Genomic DNA, 22,407 nt, shown 5'->3' on the forward strand with positions numbered 1-22,407 from the left:
TGTAGTGAATAAGAGGGGGGATAGAGTGACTAACCAAGATTTTAATGTAAATCAATTGGCTGATGTACTAGGAGTAGACCAAGAATTTATCGATAAATTAGGGGCAGAGGATATACCTCAAGAAAAGAAAGAATTATTAGAGTCTATTTTAACTCTTTACTTAACTAATCCAGCAGAGTTTGAAGATTTTGTAGCTGAAAGTGGCTTGGATGATTTATTAACGAAACTAGATAATATTGATGGTACCAATCCTCAAAATGAAGAGGAATTAGCAAAGTTAGTTGATAAGTTACAACAGCAGTTACAAAATAAGGATGTGGATCTTAATTTAGATTTATAAATCAATTAGGATTAAATAATCACTCCAGACTTTACGTAAAGTCTGGAGTGATTATTTATTTTTAATTTGGCTATAACCTTGTTTTGCTTTTTCTCTTATCTCTATAGGATCCTCTATCCATTCTACCCAGCTAGTATCTTTAATAACTTCTTTTAAAAATAAAGTCCAACGACTTTCTTTTTCGATTTGACTCCAAGGAGTCTGTTCACTTTCTTTTAATAATCCTTGTCGACAGGCTTGGAAATGAGCCCAAAGAATAGCCAATACTGCTGTATTAAGTTCTGGAGCAGAATTATTGGCTTCTATTTCCACTGAAATATCCTCTGGGTTAATCGGATCATCTGATAAAGCTTTTAAATAAGTCTGACAAGAGATAGTTGTAGTATATTCTTCCCCCATTTTATCCCTCACTTTCTATGTTAGATTCTTCTTTAGTAGTGGTAAAATTATCAATTTTAGTGTCAATATTTAATTCAAATTGAATACTTAGTGCTTCTTTAAGTGAGATAGTTTGCTTAGATTTATGTTGGTTGGTTTTATCAACATATTGCAATTGATTATAAGCAGTAATACTACGCTTTTTAATTTCATCTATATCTTGAACCCAAGTAGCCCAGTCTTCAGTTAATATAGTATCTAAAAACTGAATCCAAGCTTTTTTTTCTTGATCAGATAAATGACTATTTTCTTGAGAATCCTCCCAAGGGGTCGGTTCCCCCTCTGTTATTAGATTTTCTTCATACGCTTGGAAATAAGCCCATAGTATAGATAAAGGGATCATATTAAGTTCTTTTGAATTAGCTTCTTCTGTTTTAACTGAAATATCGTCTGGCTCAATTGGTTTATCCGACAGAGCTTTAAGATAGGTTTCACCTGATATTACTGTTGTGAATTCATTAGACATTTTCTAACCTCCGATCTTATTTATTAGGAGTGTATTTCTACACTCCTAAATTTGTGATTCTTGTAATTAGCAGTCAGTATCACAAACTGGCCCCTTATCTTCAATCTTTTTAATATCACAATCAGCTGTAATTTTTAAGTCGTATTTGATACAAATTAGTCTTTCGAGAGGAACTTTTTTTGTTGTACGGCAGTGCCCTCTAGTTTTTTCTTTGGACATAATAGTCACCTCCTTTTGGTTATAATATTCATTATTCTAATATTGTGTTAATAGATTATAGTTTATTTTTTATGGGAGAATAAATTAAAAGATCCCTAGAGTATACTCTAGGGATAGGAAATGTTACGGAGTAGTTAATTCAAGTTTACCTGTAAATTTAACTTCTCTCTCATTTTCACCACATTCTATATCTGTGACTTCAAGATTAGTAACTTCAACATCAATACCATCACATGGACAGTCTGCTTCTTCTTCACAGCAAATAGCATCAATAATCTTATCAATACAAATACAGCTCTCGCAACAGATAACTACATTACCAGATCCATCAACTCTGGGTATTTTATTGTCATCTTCATCAACTGGGAAAGCAATTAAACTTAGTTTTACACAACCAACAGCTCTTCCTATACATACTTCTCTTTCACATCCAAATTGATCAATCACGTTAACTTTTTCTACACAGCAGCGTAATTTATTTAGTAGATAGTTAACTTCTGGTAAACTAACATCTTCAGCTCCTATACCACGTGGGGGTTCCTCAAATAAGTTTTCGGGGACAGATGTGACACAGCAAAAATCTATTTCAGTGTCTGGTTCTATTTCTTCTGGTGTCACATCTGGTACTGGACAGTTACAATTTGGACAGTCCTCATTATTAGTCTCTTGGATATTAAATTCTTCTTCCGCCATGATATTCTCACCTCCTTTCAAATTTTTTTCTATTATTAATTCTTCTTTGATTAAATCTTTTAATTCTAACTTTAATTCTTTTAATACATTTGTTTGATCTTTTAGTAAGTCTGCAATTGATCCTTCAGCTTGATCTATTACTTTATTAGTAGTCGCTGCATTTGCTTTAGTTTCCTCTGTTTTGATATCTTCTCCTAGGTTATTATCTGCAGTTTCAGATTTAGTTACTGGCTCGTCAAATTCTTCAGTAATTGTTTTTTCTTTCTCTTCACTTAATTCTTCTTCAAAATAATCCATAACCAGTCTTTCCTCCTTTCTTTTTTGATTTATATTTACTAATTGTTGTAGATAATCTCTTGTTTGCTTCAATTCTTCTTGATCCATATAAAATAGGTTAACAAGCACACAAATTAATATCTCTAGATCCATTTAAAATCACCTTCCTTAATCTGCATGATTAGAGTCTCTTATACATAGATTATTCAGAAGGAGATTTAAACAGAAATCTAGACTTATGGTATATGATGTAAACTATTTTATATTTTGGTTTATTTGTTATTATAGTATGAAAGAGGAAGCAGACTGTGATTAGAATTTTGTAAGAAGAATTATTTTTTATAGTAGTTTATAATATGAATTTTTAATGGTAATAGTGAAAAAGTAATTACTTCAATTTTTTACATAAATTAAAAAATATTCAGGGCATATTTTTATTTATTGTAGATTAAATTTTAATAGAGAAACTATAAAATTATAGATTAGTAATTAAAAAGGGGGAGTAAGAATGGAGCATAGTGAGGAGGTTACTTTTAAAGAGCAAATTAGAAAACAGACAGGAGAATTTATAGTAGTAATTATTAAATCTGGGGCCAAGTGTTGTCAACAGCAAGGGATTTTATGTAATGTAGAACAAGATTTTTTAGTCTTAATTAATCAAGATTCTAGAATACAGATACCCATTAGTGCTATTGTAGCTATTAAGTGGAAGATTAAGGGGGTTAAAGATTAATAGAGGGGGAGGGATAGCTGTGAATAATAATTTATCCTCAGAGGAGATCACTTATTTTTTACATCGCTTAAATAAATTAAAAGCTAATAATTCAATGAGCCAAATTGAAGAAGGGTTAGTTGATTTTTTAGTAGAACAATTAAAGAGGCAGCAACAAGATAGTAAAGCAAAAGAAGAGACTAAGTTAGAATCGAAAGGAGAAACTACATTACAAAAGACCGTTAGTAAACAAGCCCAGTCTAATATGAAGTCTTTATTACAAAATAAACTAGGAGAGTTTATAGTTCTTAAATTAATGTCAGATGGAGAATCTTCTTCAGTAAGTGGTGTTTTGTGTAAAATGGGAAAAGATTTTATTACTGTAGTTGACCAAACAGAATTAGTTAAAATCAAACTGGAGGCAATTGTTACTGTTATAGAATCTCCTAAGCAGACAGATAATTATTGTCAAAATAATAATTTATCTAGTCAGTATAAAGATCAATATTATTTAGAGCAAGCAAAGAAGATAGAAGAAGAATTAGATGAAAAACTTAAAATTAATAAACAGGAAAAAGATTATTCCTAACTAACCGACTAACAGGAGAGCTTGCTCCCTTTAATCATTAAATAGATTTTTAGGAACTATACAAAGACAAAGTAAGATAGATTGATTAATCTTTTGGTTATTAATCTCTAGTATAATATCTTCAACACGTACTTTTATACTATTAATATTTGTTTTGGGGGGTAGTTTAATAAAATTACTAAACGAAAAAGAGTATTGAGCAGTATTGACTGACTGCTGTGGACTATTAGCTATATAAAAGATTTTTTCCATGATGTGTCCTTGAAGTATAATCTTTCTCCCGGCAAAAGTTGCAATTACTTTTTTATTGCTAATTTCTGGTTTAATAAGAATTTTAGATAATTGTTCTATATTTGGTTTTTGGTCAGGAATAAGTAAATTTTGTTCTTTTAAAAATTCTTTACAGATACTTTGGGATGGTAAGGATTCAAAATTATCATCGATAGTAATTAATTCAAATAATTTATCTTTTTTAGCAGAGTGACTCATGTTACAACCTCCTTTTTAGCATACTATTATATTTATATTCAAAGTGATAGAGATTTTTTCTTATTAATCTAAAAATAAATAAGTTTAAATCTAATAGGGGGGGGCAATATAGATGTGTGGGCCAAGAGAAGAAAACAAACAAGTAACAATTGATATAGTAGAATCTATTATAGAGCAAAGGAAAGCTGTGGCCCATCTTTTAAATACTGAAGTGCAAAAGATACAACAAATTAGCCAGCTGACTTTTTCTATAAAACAGCTAATGATTATGCAACAACATTTAGTTTCTATTGTAAAGAGTAGTCTTCAGATACAGATAATATTACAATCTAAGTTAGAGGAAATTTTTCTTATCAATAAGTTACAGCTAAGAGAGCTTATAGTAGAGAATTTAGAAGTAATCATCTTTTTAGAGGTAGTAGTAGATAATCTATTAGATATTGAGAATAAGTTGTTCCAAGAACATAAGTGTAGTTGCCAATTTTCTAAAGAAAAATTATCTAATTTTAAAAGGAATTTTAATTTAATCATGAAGGCTGGAGAGCGAATGAAAGAAGTTTTACATTCTGAGATAAATCAGTTACAACTATATCTTTAGGAGGGATAAGGAATGTCAATGCCAGAGATTCCAAATAAGAGTCAAGAAGGAGCATTAGTAGATTTATTAGAGTCTATTGCTTTGGAGGAAACGGCCTTGGCCCATTTAATAAATGCTGAGGCAGAAAAGATAGAACGAATTATTGATGATTGTAATGTAACTCCCCAGGAAATAATTAATTTTCAAAAGGAAGTTTCTAAAGTTTTAAAGACAACAATAAAAAAAGAAATGTTACTTCAATTTAAACTAGAAGATGTATTAGAAGCTCAAGAAAAAGAAGTGAGATCTTGCACTGATAACCACCAGGATAAAGATAATAATTGGGATAGTGAAGGATACTATAAAGGGGATTATTATGAAGATGATTTAGAAGATTAATTTATCTTAATATAATCCCCAGAAAAAGTTAATACTAAAAAATTAAAGTAGAACTTTTAATTTTTTTATAAATTCCTCAGCAGAGTGATATCGTTTTTTAGGATTAGGATGAACCCCTTTAGATAGAATATTCTTTAAGTGTGGAGTTATTAAATCTAATTCTTTAATTTTTGTTTCTGATTTAATACCATTAATAAAAGGATCTATTTCTTGTGGGGTTTCTAAAAGAAAGCCTACCAGAAGATAAAGACATATTATTGCTACACCAGATAAATCACCAGTTTTATACTGCTTGTTTTGTTGAGAATTATTTATTTGTTTTGTTAGTCCAAAGTCAATAATTCTAATTTGATTTGGATTATCCTCCTTAAATAGTATATTTTGTGGTAATATATCGTGATGTGCAAATCCTTTTTGATGAAGATGTTGGAGAGCTTTTAGAATTTTTAAAGTAAGATGGATAGCCTTTTGGGGGCTTCTTGTTTTGATAGTATTAAATTTACGATCTCCGATATTTGTCCCAGGAAAATATTCCATTACAATATAAGCTTTATTCTCTATTATAAAGAAATTATAAAAGCTAGGGAGTAAGGGGTGGCTACCGTAATTTTGCATAACAAAAGCTTCATGTTTGGCCATTGGAATATTAGTTGTTTTTTTAATCGCATATTTTCTTTGGTGTTTAAGGTCTTGGCCCATATAAACCTTTCCAAAACGTCCTTTTCCAATAGGATTTAAATAAATCTCATAATTTTTTAACTTTTTTTTCTTCATAAGATCCTCCTTTCTCTAAATGATTATACTCAATAAAAGTGTAAAGTATTTTTCAACCACCATTATTGAATATTTTTCTATTTTAGGTTCACAATTACATTTTATAGCACATAAATTAAATTAGAGAATATGGTATTGATTTGATTGCTAACTTTTTATAGAAAGGAGATATTATATTGTTAGATAATGTATCGGTTTTGATTCCATATTGGCCCGATTGTGAACAAAGAGCAAGAATATTTAAATGGACTAGTAAATTTTATGAGAGGATGATGCCTAAAGCTGAATTATGTATAGGAGAATTAAATTGTGAGAAGTTTTCAAGAGCACAGGCTATAAATTTAGCTGCTCAAAAGGCTACAAGAGATATCTTTTTAATTGCTGATATTGATTTAATATATGCCCCTCAGATAATAATTGATTCAATTAGTTTATTGGATGAATATCCCTGGGTTCTTCCTTTTCAGGAAATTGTAAGATTTAATCAAGACTATACTGAGAAGTTATTATCTCTAAATCCTAAGTGGCCAATAGTTGATAATTATGGGAGTCATCACAAACATTCAATTAATGGGGGAGGGTTAAATTTAATTCCTCGTCAAAATTTTGAAACTGTAGGAGGCTTTGATGAAAGATTTATTGAATGGGGAGGAGAAGATGATGCTTTTACTATTGCAATGACGGTATTGTGTGGTCAACCCAAAAGATTAGATCATACTTTGTATCATTTATGGCATCCTAGATCGGCAAGTACAAATTATAAGAATAATATTGAACTATTAAATCGCTATTGTCAGGGAGGAGAGAAAATAAATGAGATAATCAAAGAGCGTAAAGATTCTTAGTCGATTAAAGTCCTTATAGCGGGGAGGTGAGTAAATGAAAACAATACTTATAACTGGAGGAGCAGGATTTATTGGATCTCATATAGTGGATAAATTAATAACTAGAGGAGATCAAGTGATTATAATTGATAATTTATCGACCGGAAAAAAAGAAAATATAAATTCGAAAGCAAAATTTTATCAAATTGATATTAGAGATAATTTAACAGAAATTTTTACTAAACATAAGATTGATTATATAATTCACCACGCAGCACAAAGTAATATTCAATCTTCAATAAAGAACCCTAGTTTAGATAGTGAAATTAATATTGTAGGAACTGTTAACTTATTAGAGTATGCTAGTAGCTATGATATAGTTAAATTCATTTATGCTTCTTCGGCTGCAGTTTATGGTCGACCTCAATATCTGGGTATTAATGAAGAACACCCCATTACTCCTATATCATATTATGGTGTTGCAAAGCATACACCAGAACATTATATTAAAATATTTAATCAATTATACGAATTAAATTATACAATTTTGCGTTACGCTAATGTTTATGGTGAACGTCAAGAAGCTAAAGGAGAAGGGGGCGTCGTGGCTGTTTTTATTGATAAAATTTTAAGAGAAGATAAGCCAATCATTTATGGAGATGGAAAACAGACAAGGGATTTTGTTTACGTAAAAGATGTTGCTAGAGCTAATTTAGCTGCTTTAGAAAAAGGTGATGAAGAAACTATCAATATTAGCTGTGATCAACAAACTTCTATTAATCAATTATTTAAGATGATAAAGCAGATAACTAATATTAATTTAGAGCCAATTTATCAAGCAGCTAGGCCAGGTGATATTAAGCATAATTACTTGCTAAATAATAAAGCACAGAGATTATTAGATTGGAGCCCAAAATATAATTTAGAAAGAGGGTTAAAAGAAACTTTAGCTTACTATCAAAAGTCATAGAAAAATTTGGCCCTACATTAATGTAGGGCCAATGGAAAAATATCTAATCTAATAAAGGTTCTAACTGGTTTCTCCAAATCCACTGTGGACTATAACGTTTTCTGACCATACTTTTAGCATGTAATACATTATTTTCTCGCATTAAATTAAGTATATTTTCTCCATGTTCTTGGTAATATACTTCTTCTGAAGGTTGATATTCTTCTTTAGTATTATAGCCATAGTTTCTTGCATCCCATCTCATAAAATAAGCATTCAATTTCTTCCCTAGCTCTTCTAAAGCAGGGACTCTTTCATTAAGAACTAAAAAATTCCCTCTACTTGCTGCTTCAAGTACTGTTAAACCAAAAGATTCAGAAAAAGAAGGACAAATAAACAGATTGGATAGAGTAAAAAGTTCTAGTACAGTTTCTCTAGGAATACCATCAGGATATCCTAAATCTGAGGTAAAGAGTATATCTTCTTCTTGTAACCCAAAATTATATCCTGCTTCTGTAATGATTCTTTTATATTTGGCTGGTTTAATATCACTGGATTTAAAATCACAGAAGACTACTTTAATATCTTGTTCAGTTTTACTTTTCATTGCTCCAGCAAAAGCAGCAACTCTTTCAAATCTCTTACCTGGTGTTAGACGCCCTGGATAAACTATTAAAATATCAGATGACAGTATATCAATATTTTTAGCAATAGTTTGTGTTTCTTGGCTCATATTTTCTAATAGATTGAGACTATTATTAACTACCCGGCATTTACCCTGGGGAACGTTATATTGTTTAGATAAAGCTGAGATACCAGAATAAGTTGGATAAGCATAAATAGTATTAGGCATAGGAGTATAACGAGCAGAAAATGGCCATTCAGGATTAGAAGGTCTATTAGCAGGAAAAGAATGAGTAAAAGCAATGAATTTTGTGTTAGGCAACTCTTTTTGAGCCTTTCTAACGGCTACATTATGGACTAGATGCCAACCTTGGTAATGAATATCATGCATAATACAGACATCTACATCTGCTAGTTTTTCTATTAAATCTTCAGCTATTACTTCTGCTTCAGCAAAGAAAGTATCATGTACTGCGCCTTTTGCTTGGGTATAATCATGCCAGTGGATTTGTTCTCCATTAAGTGTGTTTGTTACTTTGGCCCATTCAATTCTTTCATCCTTATAGATGCCTTCTTGTTCTTTAGCAGAACAATGTTCAGTAACAAGTAATTTGGTTTTGATATTATTATTAAGTAACATTTTTAGTTGTTCTGCTACTACATTTACTAGTGAATAAGTACTACTAAGACCATTAAACATTGTTAGAATACCTACTTTCATTAGTAATTCCTCCTAAATAAATTAATAGTGTTTCAATATATATATATTATTTATTAGTGGTTAGTGTGTATTAATAGTTTTTTGTTGACTACTTGTAATTGGAAAATGATTCCTGTAACATTTAAATTTAGTTTCCCATAGTATATATCGTAAATTTAATACTTATTATTAACAAGGAGCTGGTAAAAATGACAATGCCGAAGGTGCCTAAGAGAGAACAAGAAGAGTCTTTAACAGATTTATTAGAGTCAATAGCATTAGAAGAAACAGCTTTAGCTCACTTTATGAATGCAGAAGCAGAAAAAGTTCAAGCAGTAGCTAAAATGATGGAAGAAGAAGATATTGATATGAAAGAAGTACTTGAATTTCAAGATAGTGTATCTAAATCAATGAGAACACCAATCAAGAAAGAAATACTATTACAATTTAAATTAGAAGATGTTTTAGAGGCTAAAAAGGAATTAGAAAAATAGCAATTAAAAGTGAGTTAGTTTATTCATAAGAACCTTCACTCTTTCGCAGGGTGAAGGTTTTTTATTTATTTTTATGTAATATTATTCTATTTTTGTAACAAATATATAGTTGGCTAATATTATATAATAAACATGGAAATGCAGAAAGGAGGGATAAAGACATGTCAATGCCAGAAATACCAGAAAGAACTCAAGAAGAGTCTTTAACAGATTTATTAGAGTCAATAGCATTAGAAGAAACAGCCTTGGCCCATTTTGTAAATGCAGAAGCAGAAAAGATTCAAGCAGTGGCTAAGATGATGGAAGAAGGTACTATGGACCCAACTGAAGTACTTGAATTTCAAAGAAGTGTATCTAAAATAATGAGAACACCAATTAAAAAGGAGATGTTATTACAATTTAAATTAGAGGATGTTTTAGAGACTAAAAGGGAAATAGAAGGATAATCATTATTAGTAATGAAAAAAGGGGGGATAAAGGGATGTCAATGCCAGAAATACCAGATAAAGAGCAAGAGGAGTCTTTAACAGATTTATTGGAGTCAATAGCATTAGAAGAAACAGCCTTGGCCCACTTTATGAATGCAGAAGCAGAAAAAGTTCAAGCAGTGGCCAAGATGATGGAAGAAGGTACTATGGATCCAACTGAAGTACTTGAATTTCAAAGAAGTGTATCTAAAATAATGAGAACACCAATTAAAAAGGAGATGTTATTACAATTTAAATTAGAGGATGTTTTAGAGGCTAAAAAGGAACTTGAAACAACATCTAGCACAACATCTAGTACAACATCTAGTACAACATCTAGCACAACATCTAGTACAACATCTAGTACAACATCTAGTACAACGTCTAGTACAACGTCTAGTACAACATCTAGTACAACGTCTAGTACAACATCTAGTACAACGTCTAGTACAACATCTAGTACAACATCTAGTACAACGTCTAGTACAACGTCTAGTACAACATCTAGTACAACGTCTAGTACAACATCTAGTACAACATCTAGTACAACGTCTAGTACAACGTCTAGTACAACAGTAGCTCCCGAAGTTAGATAGTAGAAAGTAGTATGATGATTTAGCTTTAGCTATTAGAATAAATGAATAGAATTAATAAGGATAATATATTATCTTTTAAAATAGAAATAATATTAGTAGAAAAGTTTTAAAAGGAAAGGAGGGAGATGCTATGGGAGGGATTAGTTTAAATGCTGTTATTAGTGTCTTAGGTATGTTATCTGCTGTAGTTATGGTGTTAGTTAAACTTAAACCAGGTTTAGATGATTACTTTCGTAAAGGAACTCCTGTTTTAGCTGAAATTGATGATATTATTGATGCTATTTTAGTAACTTTTCCTAGTAATGGAGCTTTAAATACAATAAATGATTTATTAGATAAGATAATATCTGAACTAAAACAAGCTGGATATAAGATTAATTTAGAAACTAAAAAGAAAATAGAAAATAGACTTAAGGCTAGATTAAAGCGTGAAAATGGATTATCTCTGAAATTTGATCCAGAAACGAAAGAATATAATATAAGATATAAAGATGAGTTTTAAAGGCCTTTATAAGAGGCCTTTTTTTATAGCAATTTATATAGATAATGACTTAAACTATTTAAGTGATATAGTTTTTTTAATGAATTAGTAATCAATTTAATTAATTGTGACCAGGAATCAGCTCCAATTAAAATATCATAAAAAGAATATATAAAAGTTAAAAAGAAAGCCATGATAAGTAAGTATAATATAATATGAATTGCTTTAGTAGTAAAAGTACTAATTACTTTAATCATCTTTACTCTCCTTTAGGTTAATTAGTATTATATATTTTGTAATAATTAATCATAATTTATGTATGAAATTTAGATAAAAAGTATTAAGGAGCATTATGAAGATAAAGCCCTAAGAGAGATCTCTTAGGGCCAAAGTTAAAAGCTATTACTTATTTTTTTTATTCTTCTTTTTATTTTTAGTTACACTATTAGTTGTCTTATTAGTAATAGTTGCTTTTGCAGCTTTATTAGCAGTGCCTGTAGTACCTGCTTTATTAGTAGTAGTAGCACCTTGTTTAGTACCACTTGCAGTTACGCCACCTACTTGGTTGGTAGCACCTTGATTAGCGCCACCTGCTTTATTAGTAGCACCTTGCTTAGTACCACTTGCGGTTACACCACCTACTTGATTAGTAGCACCTTGATTAGCTCCACCGGCTTTATTAGTAGCACCTTGATTAGCTCCACCGGCTTTATTAGTAGCGCCTGCTCCTTGTTTATACGCAGGTTCTTCTTGCTCAACATAATTAACTCTACCTTGTAATTGGTCAGATACACCTTTAACTTGTTGGGCAGCTTGATTATACATTTTTTGAGCCTGCTTATCATTAGTGCTTAAAGCAAACTTCTCTAAATTATTTTTAGCGCCTTCTAAACTAGTTAGAGTTTGGTGTAATTGTTTACCAACTGTCATATTATTACCCCCTAAGGTTTTTATTGTTGATTTTTATTTTGGGCTTTGTTAGTAGCGCCTGTTCTTTTATTATAAGCAGGTTCTTCTTGTTCAACATAATTAACCCTACCTTGTAATTGGTTAGCTACACCTTTAACTTGTTGGGCAGCTTGATTATACATTTTTTGAGCTTGCTTATCATTAGTGCTTAAAGCAAACTTCTCTAGATTAGTTTTAGCACCTTCTAAACTAGTCAAAGTCTGGTGTAATTGATCACCAACTGTCATATTACTACCTCCTTTCGACCTCATCAATTATAATAACCAGTAGCTGATAAAATATGATAGGAAAAGTTAGGGAAAGCATTAAATGATTTCCTAGAAAGATGCAGAGTAATTTAGGCAATAATAAAAAGAAAGAAAAGTAGAAAATTATTATTCCTACTTTTAGTGATATATTGACAAAATTTTAATGATGTGCTATCATTACAAAAAGTTAATAAAAAGGGGGATAATAATGAATCAAAATATAAGACAAATAGTTTTAGGAGGTTTATTAATTACATTAGTAACTATAGGAACGATGGTAATTAAAGTACCAATGCCAGCTACAAACGGTTATATTCACATTGGTGATAGTATGATCTACTTAGTTGCTATTTTATTTGGTCCTAAATTAGGATTTATAGCAGCTGGAGTAGGTTCTGCATTGGCTGATTTATTTAGTGGTTATACTCATTGGGCTATACCTACTTTTGTTATTAAAGGTATTGAAGGACTTATTATTGGTACTATTGCTATGCGTAATTATACAGAAACTTCTATCAGGTTAAGAGATATAATAGCTACTACAATTGGAGGAACATGGATGGTGATTGGTTATTTTATTGCAGGAACTATTATGAGAGGTAGTTGGGCTGCTGCATTAGGTGGTATACCAGGAAATTTAACTCAGGCAATTGGTGGGATGGTAATTGCTTTTCCAATAATTTTTGCTTTATTAAGAGCTAATGTATTAGAAATAGTAACTGATTAAATCAGAAAGGTGATATTATGCAAGCAGGTAAGGTTAAGATTAGTAAACTAAAAAATTTAGTTTTAGATAGATTATCATCTAATAATTCAGATGTATTGGTTGGCCCTAAACTAGGGGAAGATTCAGCAGTAATTGACTTTGGAGAATTTGTAGCTGTAATGTCCACGGATCCAATTACTGGTATAAAAGAAGGGGTGGGGACTTTAGCAGTTAATATATCTTGTAATGATATTGCAGCTAATGGTGCGCAACCAATTGGAATTCAACAAGCTTTATTAATCCCACCAAATATGAGTGAACAAGAAGTAGTAGCAATTGTAGAAGATATTAATCAAGCAACTAAAAATTTAGGGATAGATGTATTAGGAGGACATACAGAAGTAACTGATATAGTTAAACAACCATTAGTATCTTGTACGGCCATTGGCAAAACAACTAAAGATAAATTCATTACTTCTTCTGATGCTCAAATAGGAGATGACATTGTAGTTACTAAGTGGACTGGCCTGGAAGGAACTTCAATTTTAGCAAATACTTTTAATGATAAATTACTTAAACTAGGTGTTAAAAAAGAAGTAATAAATGAGGCTTTGAATTTAACAAAAGATATAAGTGTAGTTCCTGAAGGTTTATTAGGGGCCAATTTAGGTGTTAATGCTATGCATGACGTTACTGAAGGTGGTTTATATGGTGCTTTATATGAACTAACTACTGCATCAGAAGTCGGGTTTAAAATTGAACAAGAAAAGTTACCAGTTCATAAAGTTACTGAAATTATTACGACAGCTTTAAATATTAATCCGTATTCTTTAATTGGTTCAGGAATGATGATTCTTATAACTGATAAAGGTAGTGAATTAGTCAAAAAGTTAAATAAAGAAAAAATTAAAGCTAGTATAATTGGTAAAATTACGCCGAAAAATAAGATTGTAAGAACTAATGAGGGAAAAATAGAGATTGAAACTGCTCCTGAAGATGAGTTATGGCGGATTTTAAAGGAAAATAATAAGTAGAAAAGAGCAGGTTTTTCATAACATTAGTAAGGAAGTGATTAAAAATGAAAAAGGCTATTTGCCAAAAGTGTAATAATATCATGCGTGATAAAGGAGAAAGTAATTATTTTTGTAAGTGTTGTGATGAATATACTCCATATGAGATAAAAGATGTGATAAATTTTTGTGATAGATGCGGAGAAAAAGTTGAAGTAATTAAAGGATGTGGAAGCATAAGCTTTTTTTGTAACAATTGTAACGAATTAAGGTCAAAAAAGAAAGTAGAAACTAAATATTTCGATTTGAATGTAAAACACAGTGAAGATTAATCATTGTGTTTTTTTAGTTTAATAATACAGTTATTACTTAGTCACTTATGAACACAAAATAAAAAAAGGAAATCATAAAAACAAATAGAAAATAATATATATAGAATGAATGTAATATAATTCCATACCACAATAACAAAAAGGAGGGACAAACAATAATTTCAGATCAAAACAAAATCAATAAACTAATAACTGGTAACTGTAAAGATCCATTTGAAATATTAGGTATACATAGATTAAATAAAGAACAGGTAATTATTAGAATCTTTAGACCAAAAGTAAAAAAAGCTTTCATTATATCTGATATCTTAGAAAATGATATTAAACTAAATAAAATTAATAAGGAAGGATTTTTTGAGAAAGTAATTAATAAATCAAAATTATTCAATTATAAATTAAAATTAGAGAATGAGCAAGGAGAGAAATGGATAACTAAAGATCCTTATTCATTTTTACCAATTATATCAGAATATGATTTGCATTTGTTTAATGAGGGGAATCATCATCAAATCTATGAAAAAATGGGAGCACATATAACAACTAAAAAAGGAGTATCAGGAACTCATTTCTCAGTTTGGGCTCCAGAAGCTAAACGAGTAAGTGTTGTAGGAGATTTTAATAACTGGGATGGTAGAGTTCATCAAATGAGAATGCTAGGAGCTAGTGGAGTTTGGGAGATCTTTATTCCTAATATCACAGAAGGAGAGTTATATCAATTTGAAATAAAAACAAAATCAGATAGAGTTTTAATGAAATCTGATCCTTATGCTTTTTACAGCGAGTTAAGACCAGCAAAGGCCTCAATCATATACGAAATAAATAATAAACATGAATGGAAAGACGATAAATGGATGAAAGAAAGAAAAGAAAAAGAATGGTTAAAGGAACCTATATCAATTTATGAAGTCAACTTAAGTTCCTGGGCCAAAGTCCCAGAAGAAAAAAATAGATTTTTAACTTATAGAGAATTAGCTGACCAATTAGTAAACTATATAAAACAGAATAACTATACCCATGTTGAACTTATGCCGCTAGCAGAACATCCACTTGATGAATCATGGGGTTATCAAATTACAGGCTACTTTTCTGCAACCAGTAGATTTGGAAAACCAGAAGATTTAATGTATTTAATAGATCAATTTCACCAACATAATATTGGAGTAATCTTAGATTGGGTCCCAGGACACTTTCCTAAAGATGCTCATGGATTAGGAAGGTTTGATGGATCAGCACTATATGAACACTTAGACCCGTTGCTAGGAGAACATTTAAAGTGGGGAACCTATATCTTTAACCATGGTAGAAATGAAGTTAAAAACTTTCTAATATCAAATGCTTTATTTTGGTTAGATAAGTTTCATATAGATGGCTTAAGAGTAGATGCAGTATCATCTATGATATACTTAGACCATGGGCGCCAACACTGGAGAACAAATGCATATGGAGGTACAGAAAATTTAGCAGCCATAGAATTTTTAAAGTATTTTAATTCAATTACTCATAAATATTACCCAGGAATTTTAACTATTGCTGAAGAAGCTACTTCACGACCTGGAATAACTAGCCCTACATATTCAGATGGTCTAGGATTTTCTATGAAGTGGAATATGGGATGGATGCATGACTCATTAGAATATATAGAGGCAGAATCTACACATAGAAAATACCATCATAATAATCTGACATTTAGTTTGACGTATGCATTTAACGAAAACTATCTATTATCTTTATCTCATGATGAAGTAGTACATCTAAAAAAATCAATGCTAGAGAAGATGCCTGGTGATAAATGGCAAAAGTTTGCTAATTTGCGCCTGTTTTATTCATATATGTATGCCCATCCAGGTAAAAAATTATTGTTTATGGGAGGAGAATTTGGTCAATGGAGTGAATGGAATGCTACTGAAAGTTTGGATTGGCATCTCTTAAATTATAAACCACACCAAAAATTATTAAAGTTTGTCCGTGATTTAAATGCTATTTACCAACAAAATAATGCTTTATGGGAAGTTGATTTTGATCCACAAGGTTTTGAATGGTTAGATTGTAATAATCATCAAAAAAGCATCTTCTCATTTATTAGAAAGAATAAAAAAGAAAATGAAATAATAGTCTGTGTGTTTAATTTTAGACCAGTTGTAAGAGAAAATTATAAATTAGGTGTTCCTCAAGCAGGTACTTATAATGAGATATTAAATACAGATTCTAAAATTTATGGAGGGCAAAATATAGGCAATTTAGGTAAGCTTAAATCAGAACCAATAGAATGCTACCAAAGAAAGGAATCAATAAATATTACTCTACCTCCATTAAGTGGGCTTTACTTTAAATATCAGTCACAAAAGGAGAAAAAAGATGGACTTAAAACTAGATAATTATTTTACTGCTTATCCTATTATATTTGTTCATGGCATAGCTAAAGGAGTAGACGCGTGGAAAAGAACAGCTAAAATTATTAGTAATGATAATTATTATGAGATGAGATATATTGAAGAAGATAAAGTTTATCATAATTTCTATGGTGAAAGACCTCAACAATGGATTTGGAGTATCTCTTATTACACAACTAATCCTATTGAAGAGTCTTTATTTGGAGATCTAACTTTATATGCACAAAGGTTAAATAAGATTATTGATTTGATTAAAAAAATAACTAATAGGGACAAAGTAATTCTAGTTGCTCATAGTATGGGAGGATTAGTAGCTCGTAAATATATGACATTAAAAGAAGAAAACTGGGAAACAGTACATAAAATATTAACAGTTGGGAGTCCTCACCAAGGTGTTATTACTTCAGTAGGTATCGTAGGCCAATTAAAAGATTTAGCAAGCAATAGTGAATTTATTAAAGAGCTTAAAAAAGATTGGGAAAAATTATATATAAATAATAATAAAAAGTGGGGAGTAATAGGAGCTATAGATAAAACCAAATTTTACAATCGCAATAATAGTCCTCATGCTACTGATTCAGGAGGACCTGGATTTGTTAGAATTTCTTCATCAATTCCATATAATGAATGGCAAGATGCTATAAAAAAATTAAACCAGGCTAATTACAATACTCCTCACTTTGGCTTTAGATTAGCAGTAGATGCTACACATTTAGATTTACTATTTCATAAAGGAACTTTTAAAGGAATTCAATGGACAATAGAATAACTTATTGTTATTTATACAAATAATTACCTTTGCAATTTGCTATCAAATAAGAGAAAATATACTCGGATAAGAGAAAATATATTCTAATTATTATAAATAAAAGATGTAGCAATTAATATAAAAGGGGTTATAAAAATGAAAACAAAGGCTATTTATGATAAATTAATTATATATATGCTTGTTTTTTCTTTAGTTTTTCCTTTCTTATGTGGTTTTGTTTTAATTCCTCCTGCTTATGCAAGTAGTGGTGATACAAATAGTTTTTTTTCTTTAATTAAAAGTTTATTTTCTTTATTCTTTTTATCTTTTTTATCCAGTGATAAAGGAAGTAATGATGGGATTTTAGATGAATCATATAAGTCCGCTTCTCAAGAGAACTCTTCTTATCAGAGAATACAGGTAACTCCAGAGGAAAAGAAGTGGTTAGCTAAAGCTGTGTGGGCTGAAGCTAGAGGAGAATCAACTACTGGTCAGGTAGCAGTAGCTGCAGTTATCATTAATCGAGTAAAGAGTTCTCAGTTTCCTAATAAGGTTAAAGATGTTATTTTTGAAAAAGTTGATGGTAGCTATGCATTTTCAGCAGTACTAGATGGTCAAATTTATATGCCTGATGAAGATGATTTACGTAATAGTTATGCCTATCAAGCAGTAGAACAAGCTTTAAATGGTTGGGATCCTACTAATGGGGCACTCTATTATTATAACCCTGTAACTGCTACATCTGACTGGATTTTTGAAAATACAGTACCACTTAAAGAAATAGGAAATCATGTTTTTGCTAGATTGAGGACACAGTAAATGTGTCCTTTTTTTATTTTAGGGAGGAAAACAATTGATTATAGAGAATAAACTTATAGAATATTTAATTAGAAAGGTGATAATATGAAGTATACTAAATGGATTGCTAGAACGAGTATTCTATTAGCTTTAACCTTAATTATTCAAATGATGGGGTTTCCTCCATTTATTACTGGTCCGTTAGTTAATATGATGTTATTTGTTTCAACCAATTTAGTAGGATTACTAGGAGGAGTATTAGTTGGTGGCTTGACTCCTGGCATAGCTTTTTTACGAGGGATTTTACCAGCTCCCTTAGCTCCTGTAGTTCCTTTTATTATTTTAGGTAATATTATATTAGTTAGTAGTTATTATTTTGCCAAGCGAATTAATAAGTACTTAGCTATTGCTGGAGCAGCCGGGCTGAAATTTCTAGTCTTATCTTGGGCAGTAAGTTCATTAGTTAATGTACCAAATAAAATTGCTAAAGTTATGCAGTTGCCACAGTTATTAACTGCTTTAACTGGAGGATTATTAGCTATCTTCTTACTTAAATTATTGAATAGAACTGATTTGGAGGAAAACTAAATGGGATATCTATTAGCAATCTTATCTGGGGGGCTATTGGCCCTTCCTTTTCAATTTCCTAAGTTAGCTTTAGTTAGTTGGGTCGGATTAATCCCCTTTCTTTTTGCACTAGAAAAAAGAACAAGCAAAGAAGCTTTCCTTTTAGGATGGTTAATGGGCTTTATCTTCTTTATAAGTAGCAATAAATGGTTAATTCATCCTTTGCTTAAATTTAGTGGTTATCCTTGGCTAGTTTGTGCTTTATTAGTTATCGTAGCATTTATAATTATGGGCTTTTATTTTGCAATATTTGCTTGGGTAACTAAATCAATAAATAACTTCTTAAATATATCAATATTGATTGTTATACCAGTAGCTTGGGTAGGGATAGAATTTTTGAGAACGATTTTTTCCTTTCAATTTTTATTTGGTTTCTTAGGTTATAGTCAAGCATTTATTCCTGAATTAATCCAATTGGCCCAGTATGGAGGAGTATATTTAGTAAGCTTTATAATTGTAATAGTTAATACTATAATATATTTAGGATTAAAGGGCCAATCTAAAAAAGAAAGAATGAGTTATTTTTTAGTTGCCTGTTTGATTTTTACTTTAAATTATGGCTATGGTAGATTAAAAATTAATAATAAAAGGCCTATAAAAAAAGAATTAGAAGTAGGATTAGTTCAACCTAATATCCCTCAAAAGATAAAAATGAATCCTACAAAACAAGGAGCAATAACTTCTAAAATTATTAATTTATCAAGAGAATTAATAGTAAAAGAAGACCCTGAGCTTTTAATTTGGCCTGAGACAGCTATTTTAAGATCTTATGATGAAACCAAAAAATTTCCTTTTAGATTTCCAGATGATACATCATTATTAGTCGGTGGTTTTGACAATCAGGAAGGAGATTATTTAAACACAGCTTTTTTAGTCAATAAAAATAATAAAATCATAACTAAATATAGTAAAAATAAATTAGTACCATGGGGAGAATATGTCCCTTATCCTAATTTAGTACCTAATTTTATCGAAATTAATTTAAATCAAATTACTCCAGGTTATAAATTACAAGATTTTAAGTTAAAAAATATAAGTTGGATTACTCCTATTTGTTCAGAGATTTTAAATCCATTGTATGTACAAAAATTATATCAAAATAATGATTTAATTATTAATATCTCTAATGAAGCTTGGTTTGAAAAGAGTAAGGCACCGCTGCAAATTTTACAAGCAGCTATTTTTAGAGCTGTAGAGTACCAAGTACCTGTTATAAAGGTAGGCAATACCGGAATCAGTAGTGTAATTAATAATCAAGGGCAAGTTTTAGTTAGGACTAAGTTGTTTAAAACTACTTCGTTAAGTTATAATCTAAAGTTAACCTCTAAAGCAATAACTGTATATCAAAAGTTAGGTAATTTGTTTGGGAAGATTATTTTTAACTGTTTGTTAATACTAACAGTTATAACCTACACAAAGTATAAAAGGGAGTAGCTTAAGCTACTCCCTTTTATATGTACTAGATTAATTTTTTAGCTTTTTGTTGATCAATAATTTTTTCTTCTTGTTTGTTATCCTTTTTTAATAGTTTAGAAACTAAGCCAATGCTTAAAATTAACAATGTAATTGCATCAGCAATTAAGATAACCCAAATAGTAGTTTGTCCTAAACTAAGGTGACTTAAATCTTGGAAATTAATAATCTCTAAACCATTATTGTTACTAAAAGAAGAGATGAAGATTAATAAAGCAGCTGCATAGACAAAACTATTCGATAAAAACCTAAATAATAATTTTGAAAATTCAGTCTCTACCTTAGCAGAGAAGAAATTCTTTAAAAGAATCACTCCTTCTATAATAACTGCTGCCATAAATGAAATAGATATAATTAGTTCTGGATTCATTTAATTATCACTCCTTAATTTAATGTTATTAACATTTTAACATATCAAGTATTTCAAAATCAATTTTTTATTGGTTAAAGTTGCAAAAAAATATTTGTTTTGTTATAATTTCTAGTAGACAAAAGAAAATTACACTCACTAGGGGAGCTTTATTTAAGAGCTGAGAAAGAATTAATAATTCTTGACCCTTTGTACCTGATCTAGGTAATACTAGCGTAGGGAAGTTGTTGCTTTAAACTTTAAAGCACAATCCTAGCTAGGATTGTGCTTTTTTAATTATTAAGGAGGAGAAAAAATGAAAGGATCAAAAGTAAAAAAGTTAGCTGAAATGGGGGTAGCTTTAGCTTTAGCTACTATATTTAATTACTTGAAAATTTATCAATTGCCACAAGGTGGCTCCATTTCTTTAGAAATGATCCCAATTATATTTATTGCTTTACGTTGGGGGTGGCGTGAAGGATTTTTAGTAGGAACTGGATATGGTATTTTACAAGCTATGCTCGGCGGCTATATTGTTCATTGGGCACAATTAATTCTTGACTACCCGCTAGCCTATGGTTTATTAGGTTTAGCAGGATTAGTAGGAAACTTATATCAAACAAATGATTTAAAGAAGAAGTCATTAATAATTAGTAGTGGTGTGTTAGTAGCTGGATTTCTTAGATTCTTGGCCCACTTTATAACAGGAGTAGTTTTCTTTGGTCAATATGCTCCTGAAGGTCAAAGTGTCTGGGTTTATTCTTTAGTATATAATGCAAGTTATTTAGTACCTGAAACTATTATAACAGGAATAGTTATGTTACTTTTAATAAAAGCTATAGCTAATAACCCAACAATGAGACTAAATGAGGTTAAAAACTAGTGAAACGAGCAATTATTTTTATTAATGGAACTTTAAGCAAGGATAAACAATTTTATCAAGATTATATTAAACCTAAAGATCTGATTGCTTGTGCAGATGGAGGAGCAAAACATGCCTATCTATTAAAAATTACTCCTGATTTAATAATAGGAGACCTTGATTCATTATCTAGTGAAATAATAAAACATTATCAAAACCAAGGAGTTAATTTTGAAAAGTTTCCAGTCGAAAAAGATAAAACAGATACAGAACTATTATTAGATAAATTAATAACTAAAGACTATGATGAGCTAATTATTTTTGCTGGTCTAGGCGATAGATTCGATCATACTTTGGCTAATATTTATTTGTTAGAAAAGTACACTGATTTTAAAACAAGAGTTAGATTTGTAACTCCACAAGAGAGAATCGAATTAATTACTAATAAAATAAAACTCAATAATAAAAAAAATAAAACAATTTCTTTAGTACCTTTAACTGATAAAGTAACAGGAGTTACTTTATCAGGATTTAAGTATGTACTAAATAATGCTACATTAAAACGAGGTTCTACTTTAGGAATTAGTAATATTATTCAAAGCAATCAAGCTCAGATTAAAGTTAAGACCGGAAAGTTATTAATAATTATTAATAATTATTTAAAGACATAAATCCAATAATTTAATACATATATCTACATCAAAGGGAAGCATAGATTAATTCTTAAAGAAGGTGATATTATAGATCATCGCTGGGGCCAAAGAAAGGATGGTAAAAAATATAAATTA

32 protein-coding genes and 1 riboswitch are annotated in these 22,407 nt (G+C 30.2%); of the genes, 21 read left to right on the forward strand and 11 right to left on the reverse strand.

Annotated features, from left to right (window positions below; genetic code table 11):
* The first annotated feature begins 25 nt into the window (after positions 1 to 25).
* On the forward strand, positions 26 to 340 hold the full coding sequence (locus HALHA_RS06230) for a hypothetical protein (protein ID WP_015326934.1): 315 nt from the start codon (positions 26 to 28) through the stop codon (positions 338 to 340).
* Between the two features lie 51 nt (positions 341 to 391).
* On the opposite strand, the gene HALHA_RS06235 is transcribed toward HALHA_RS06230, so the two are convergent.
* The 4 genes from HALHA_RS06235 to HALHA_RS06245 all read right to left on the reverse strand — a co-directional run bounded on the left by HALHA_RS06235 (position 392) and on the right by HALHA_RS06245 (position 2,585).
* Positions 392 to 739, reverse strand: a complete 348-nt coding sequence (locus HALHA_RS06235) for a hypothetical protein (RefSeq protein ID WP_015326935.1) — start codon at positions 737 to 739, stop codon at positions 392 to 394.
* A 1-nt stretch (position 740) separates the two neighbouring features.
* Positions 741 to 1,244: a hypothetical protein gene (locus HALHA_RS06240; protein ID WP_015326936.1), complete on the reverse strand. Its 504-nt coding sequence runs from the start codon at positions 1,242 to 1,244 to the stop codon at positions 741 to 743.
* A gap of 66 nt (positions 1,245 to 1,310) precedes the next feature.
* Positions 1,311 to 1,463 (reverse strand): hypothetical protein, encoded by a 153-nt coding sequence (locus HALHA_RS13460; protein WP_015326937.1) that lies wholly within the window; start codon positions 1,461 to 1,463, stop codon positions 1,311 to 1,313.
* Positions 1,464 to 1,586: 123 nt separating this feature from the next.
* Entirely contained in the window at positions 1,587 to 2,585 is a 999-nt protein-coding gene (locus HALHA_RS06245; RefSeq protein ID WP_015326938.1) for a hypothetical protein, read from the reverse strand.
* 355 nt (positions 2,586 to 2,940) lie between these two features.
* Between HALHA_RS06245 and HALHA_RS06250 the strand changes: the two genes are divergently transcribed.
* Together HALHA_RS06250 and HALHA_RS06255 are read left to right on the forward strand one after the other, a co-directional pair.
* A complete protein-coding gene (locus HALHA_RS06250) occupies positions 2,941 to 3,165 on the forward strand; it encodes a hypothetical protein (protein WP_015326939.1) in 225 nt (74 codons plus the stop codon).
* A 19-nt stretch (positions 3,166 to 3,184) separates the two neighbouring features.
* The gene (locus tag HALHA_RS06255) at positions 3,185 to 3,733 is read left to right on the forward strand and encodes a hypothetical protein (RefSeq protein WP_015326940.1); all 549 of its coding nucleotides are present in this window, start codon (positions 3,185 to 3,187) and stop codon (positions 3,731 to 3,733) included.
* A 30-nt stretch (positions 3,734 to 3,763) separates the two neighbouring features.
* Here HALHA_RS06255 and HALHA_RS06260 read toward each other — a convergent pair whose 3' ends face one another.
* A complete protein-coding gene (locus HALHA_RS06260) occupies positions 3,764 to 4,222 on the reverse strand; it encodes a DUF3794 domain-containing protein (protein ID WP_015326941.1) in 459 nt (152 codons plus the stop codon).
* A gap of 112 nt (positions 4,223 to 4,334) precedes the next feature.
* On the opposite strand from HALHA_RS06260, the gene HALHA_RS06265 reads away from it, so the two are divergent.
* Both HALHA_RS06265 and HALHA_RS06270 read left to right on the forward strand, forming a co-directional pair.
* The gene (locus HALHA_RS06265; RefSeq protein ID WP_015326942.1) at positions 4,335 to 4,820 is read left to right on the forward strand and encodes an alpha-helical endospore appendage domain-containing protein; all 486 of its coding nucleotides are present in this window, start codon (positions 4,335 to 4,337) and stop codon (positions 4,818 to 4,820) included.
* A gap of 12 nt (positions 4,821 to 4,832) precedes the next feature.
* Positions 4,833 to 5,198, forward strand: coding sequence for an alpha-helical endospore appendage domain-containing protein (locus tag HALHA_RS06270; protein ID WP_015326943.1), 366 nt, complete (start codon positions 4,833 to 4,835; stop codon positions 5,196 to 5,198).
* A gap of 42 nt (positions 5,199 to 5,240) precedes the next feature.
* Here HALHA_RS06270 and HALHA_RS06275 read toward each other — a convergent pair whose 3' ends face one another.
* On the reverse strand, positions 5,241 to 5,972 hold the full coding sequence (locus HALHA_RS06275) for a protein kinase domain-containing protein (protein WP_015326944.1): 732 nt from the start codon (positions 5,970 to 5,972) through the stop codon (positions 5,241 to 5,243).
* A 176-nt stretch (positions 5,973 to 6,148) separates the two neighbouring features.
* On the opposite strand from HALHA_RS06275, the gene HALHA_RS06280 reads away from it, so the two are divergent.
* Both HALHA_RS06280 and HALHA_RS06285 read left to right on the forward strand, forming a co-directional pair.
* Positions 6,149 to 6,817: a galactosyltransferase-related protein gene (locus tag HALHA_RS06280; protein WP_015326945.1), complete on the forward strand. Its 669-nt coding sequence runs from the start codon at positions 6,149 to 6,151 to the stop codon at positions 6,815 to 6,817.
* Between the two features lie 34 nt (positions 6,818 to 6,851).
* On the forward strand, positions 6,852 to 7,766 hold the full coding sequence (locus HALHA_RS06285) for an NAD-dependent epimerase/dehydratase family protein (RefSeq protein WP_015326946.1): 915 nt from the start codon (positions 6,852 to 6,854) through the stop codon (positions 7,764 to 7,766).
* A gap of 43 nt (positions 7,767 to 7,809) precedes the next feature.
* Here the strand turns inward: HALHA_RS06285 and HALHA_RS06290 are convergent, their stop codons facing one another.
* Positions 7,810 to 9,090 carry a glycosyltransferase gene (locus HALHA_RS06290; RefSeq protein ID WP_015326947.1) on the reverse strand — a complete coding sequence of 427 codons (1,281 nt, stop codon included), beginning with the start codon at positions 9,088 to 9,090 and terminating at the stop codon, positions 7,810 to 7,812.
* A gap of 188 nt (positions 9,091 to 9,278) precedes the next feature.
* On the opposite strand from HALHA_RS06290, the gene HALHA_RS06295 reads away from it, so the two are divergent.
* From HALHA_RS06295 to HALHA_RS06315, 4 genes are all read left to right on the forward strand, one after another.
* Positions 9,279 to 9,563 (forward strand): alpha-helical endospore appendage domain-containing protein, encoded by a 285-nt coding sequence (locus HALHA_RS06295; protein WP_015326948.1) that lies wholly within the window; start codon positions 9,279 to 9,281, stop codon positions 9,561 to 9,563.
* A gap of 161 nt (positions 9,564 to 9,724) precedes the next feature.
* Complete coding sequence (locus HALHA_RS06300; protein WP_015326949.1) at positions 9,725 to 10,009, forward strand: alpha-helical endospore appendage domain-containing protein; 285 nt, start codon at positions 9,725 to 9,727, stop codon at positions 10,007 to 10,009.
* 35 nt (positions 10,010 to 10,044) lie between these two features.
* Positions 10,045 to 10,626: an alpha-helical endospore appendage domain-containing protein gene (locus HALHA_RS13710; protein ID WP_015326950.1), complete on the forward strand. Its 582-nt coding sequence runs from the start codon at positions 10,045 to 10,047 to the stop codon at positions 10,624 to 10,626.
* A gap of 130 nt (positions 10,627 to 10,756) precedes the next feature.
* Positions 10,757 to 11,128, forward strand: coding sequence for a hypothetical protein (locus HALHA_RS06315; protein ID WP_015326951.1), 372 nt, complete (start codon positions 10,757 to 10,759; stop codon positions 11,126 to 11,128).
* A 23-nt stretch (positions 11,129 to 11,151) separates the two neighbouring features.
* Here HALHA_RS06315 and HALHA_RS06320 read toward each other — a convergent pair whose 3' ends face one another.
* From HALHA_RS06320 to HALHA_RS06330, 3 genes are all read right to left on the reverse strand, one after another.
* Positions 11,152 to 11,364, reverse strand: coding sequence for a hypothetical protein (locus HALHA_RS06320; RefSeq protein WP_015326952.1), 213 nt, complete (start codon positions 11,362 to 11,364; stop codon positions 11,152 to 11,154).
* Between the two features lie 145 nt (positions 11,365 to 11,509).
* Positions 11,510 to 12,037 (reverse strand): DUF1657 domain-containing protein, encoded by a 528-nt coding sequence (locus HALHA_RS13715; RefSeq protein WP_015326953.1) that lies wholly within the window; start codon positions 12,035 to 12,037, stop codon positions 11,510 to 11,512.
* A 20-nt stretch (positions 12,038 to 12,057) separates the two neighbouring features.
* Complete coding sequence (locus tag HALHA_RS06330; RefSeq protein WP_015326954.1) at positions 12,058 to 12,303, reverse strand: DUF1657 domain-containing protein; 246 nt, start codon at positions 12,301 to 12,303, stop codon at positions 12,058 to 12,060.
* Positions 12,304 to 12,532: 229 nt separating this feature from the next.
* On the opposite strand from HALHA_RS06330, the gene HALHA_RS06335 reads away from it, so the two are divergent.
* From HALHA_RS06335 to lnt, 8 genes are all read left to right on the forward strand, one after another.
* The gene (locus tag HALHA_RS06335) at positions 12,533 to 13,051 is read left to right on the forward strand and encodes an ECF transporter S component (RefSeq protein ID WP_015326955.1); all 519 of its coding nucleotides are present in this window, start codon (positions 12,533 to 12,535) and stop codon (positions 13,049 to 13,051) included.
* A 17-nt stretch (positions 13,052 to 13,068) separates the two neighbouring features.
* Positions 13,069 to 14,064 carry an AIR synthase family protein gene (locus HALHA_RS06340; RefSeq protein ID WP_015326956.1) on the forward strand — a complete coding sequence of 332 codons (996 nt, stop codon included), beginning with the start codon at positions 13,069 to 13,071 and terminating at the stop codon, positions 14,062 to 14,064.
* Positions 14,065 to 14,108: 44 nt separating this feature from the next.
* Positions 14,109 to 14,372, forward strand: a complete 264-nt coding sequence (locus HALHA_RS06345; protein WP_015326957.1) for a zinc ribbon domain-containing protein — start codon at positions 14,109 to 14,111, stop codon at positions 14,370 to 14,372.
* 155 nt (positions 14,373 to 14,527) lie between these two features.
* Positions 14,528 to 16,747 (forward strand): 1,4-alpha-glucan branching protein GlgB, encoded by a 2,220-nt coding sequence (gene glgB, locus HALHA_RS06350; RefSeq protein ID WP_015326958.1) that lies wholly within the window; start codon positions 14,528 to 14,530, stop codon positions 16,745 to 16,747.
* Complete coding sequence (locus HALHA_RS06355; protein ID WP_015326959.1) at positions 16,728 to 17,531, forward strand: esterase/lipase family protein; 804 nt, start codon at positions 16,728 to 16,730, stop codon at positions 17,529 to 17,531. The genes glgB and HALHA_RS06355 overlap by 20 nt, the downstream gene beginning before the upstream one ends.
* 135 nt (positions 17,532 to 17,666) lie before the next feature.
* Positions 17,667 to 18,329, forward strand: a complete 663-nt coding sequence (locus tag HALHA_RS06360) for a cell wall hydrolase (RefSeq protein ID WP_015326960.1) — start codon at positions 17,667 to 17,669, stop codon at positions 18,327 to 18,329.
* An 84-nt stretch (positions 18,330 to 18,413) separates the two neighbouring features.
* Complete coding sequence (locus HALHA_RS06365) at positions 18,414 to 18,896, forward strand: ECF transporter S component (protein WP_015326961.1); 483 nt, start codon at positions 18,414 to 18,416, stop codon at positions 18,894 to 18,896.
* Entirely contained in the window at positions 18,897 to 20,369 is a 1,473-nt protein-coding gene (gene lnt / locus HALHA_RS06370) for an apolipoprotein N-acyltransferase (protein WP_015326962.1), read from the forward strand.
* A 25-nt stretch (positions 20,370 to 20,394) separates the two neighbouring features.
* On the opposite strand, the gene HALHA_RS06375 is transcribed toward lnt, so the two are convergent.
* Positions 20,395 to 20,778, reverse strand: coding sequence for a hypothetical protein (locus tag HALHA_RS06375; RefSeq protein WP_015326963.1), 384 nt, complete (start codon positions 20,776 to 20,778; stop codon positions 20,395 to 20,397).
* 130 nt (positions 20,779 to 20,908) lie between these two features.
* Positions 20,909 to 21,017: riboswitch (TPP riboswitch) on the forward strand.
* A gap of 56 nt (positions 21,018 to 21,073) precedes the next feature.
* Here HALHA_RS06375 and thiT point away from each other — a divergent pair.
* Both thiT and HALHA_RS06385 read left to right on the forward strand, forming a co-directional pair.
* Positions 21,074 to 21,640 (forward strand): energy-coupled thiamine transporter ThiT, encoded by a 567-nt coding sequence (gene thiT, locus HALHA_RS06380; protein ID WP_015326964.1) that lies wholly within the window; start codon positions 21,074 to 21,076, stop codon positions 21,638 to 21,640.
* A complete protein-coding gene (locus HALHA_RS06385; RefSeq protein ID WP_015326965.1) occupies positions 21,640 to 22,290 on the forward strand; it encodes a thiamine diphosphokinase in 651 nt (216 codons plus the stop codon). Before thiT ends, HALHA_RS06385 begins: the two co-directional genes overlap by 1 nt.
* Positions 22,291 to 22,407: the final 117 nt, after the last annotated feature.

It is taken from the genome of Halobacteroides halobius DSM 5150 (genome assembly GCF_000328625.1).
GTDB lineage: Bacteria > Bacillota > Halanaerobiia > Halobacteroidales > Halobacteroidaceae > Halobacteroides > Halobacteroides halobius.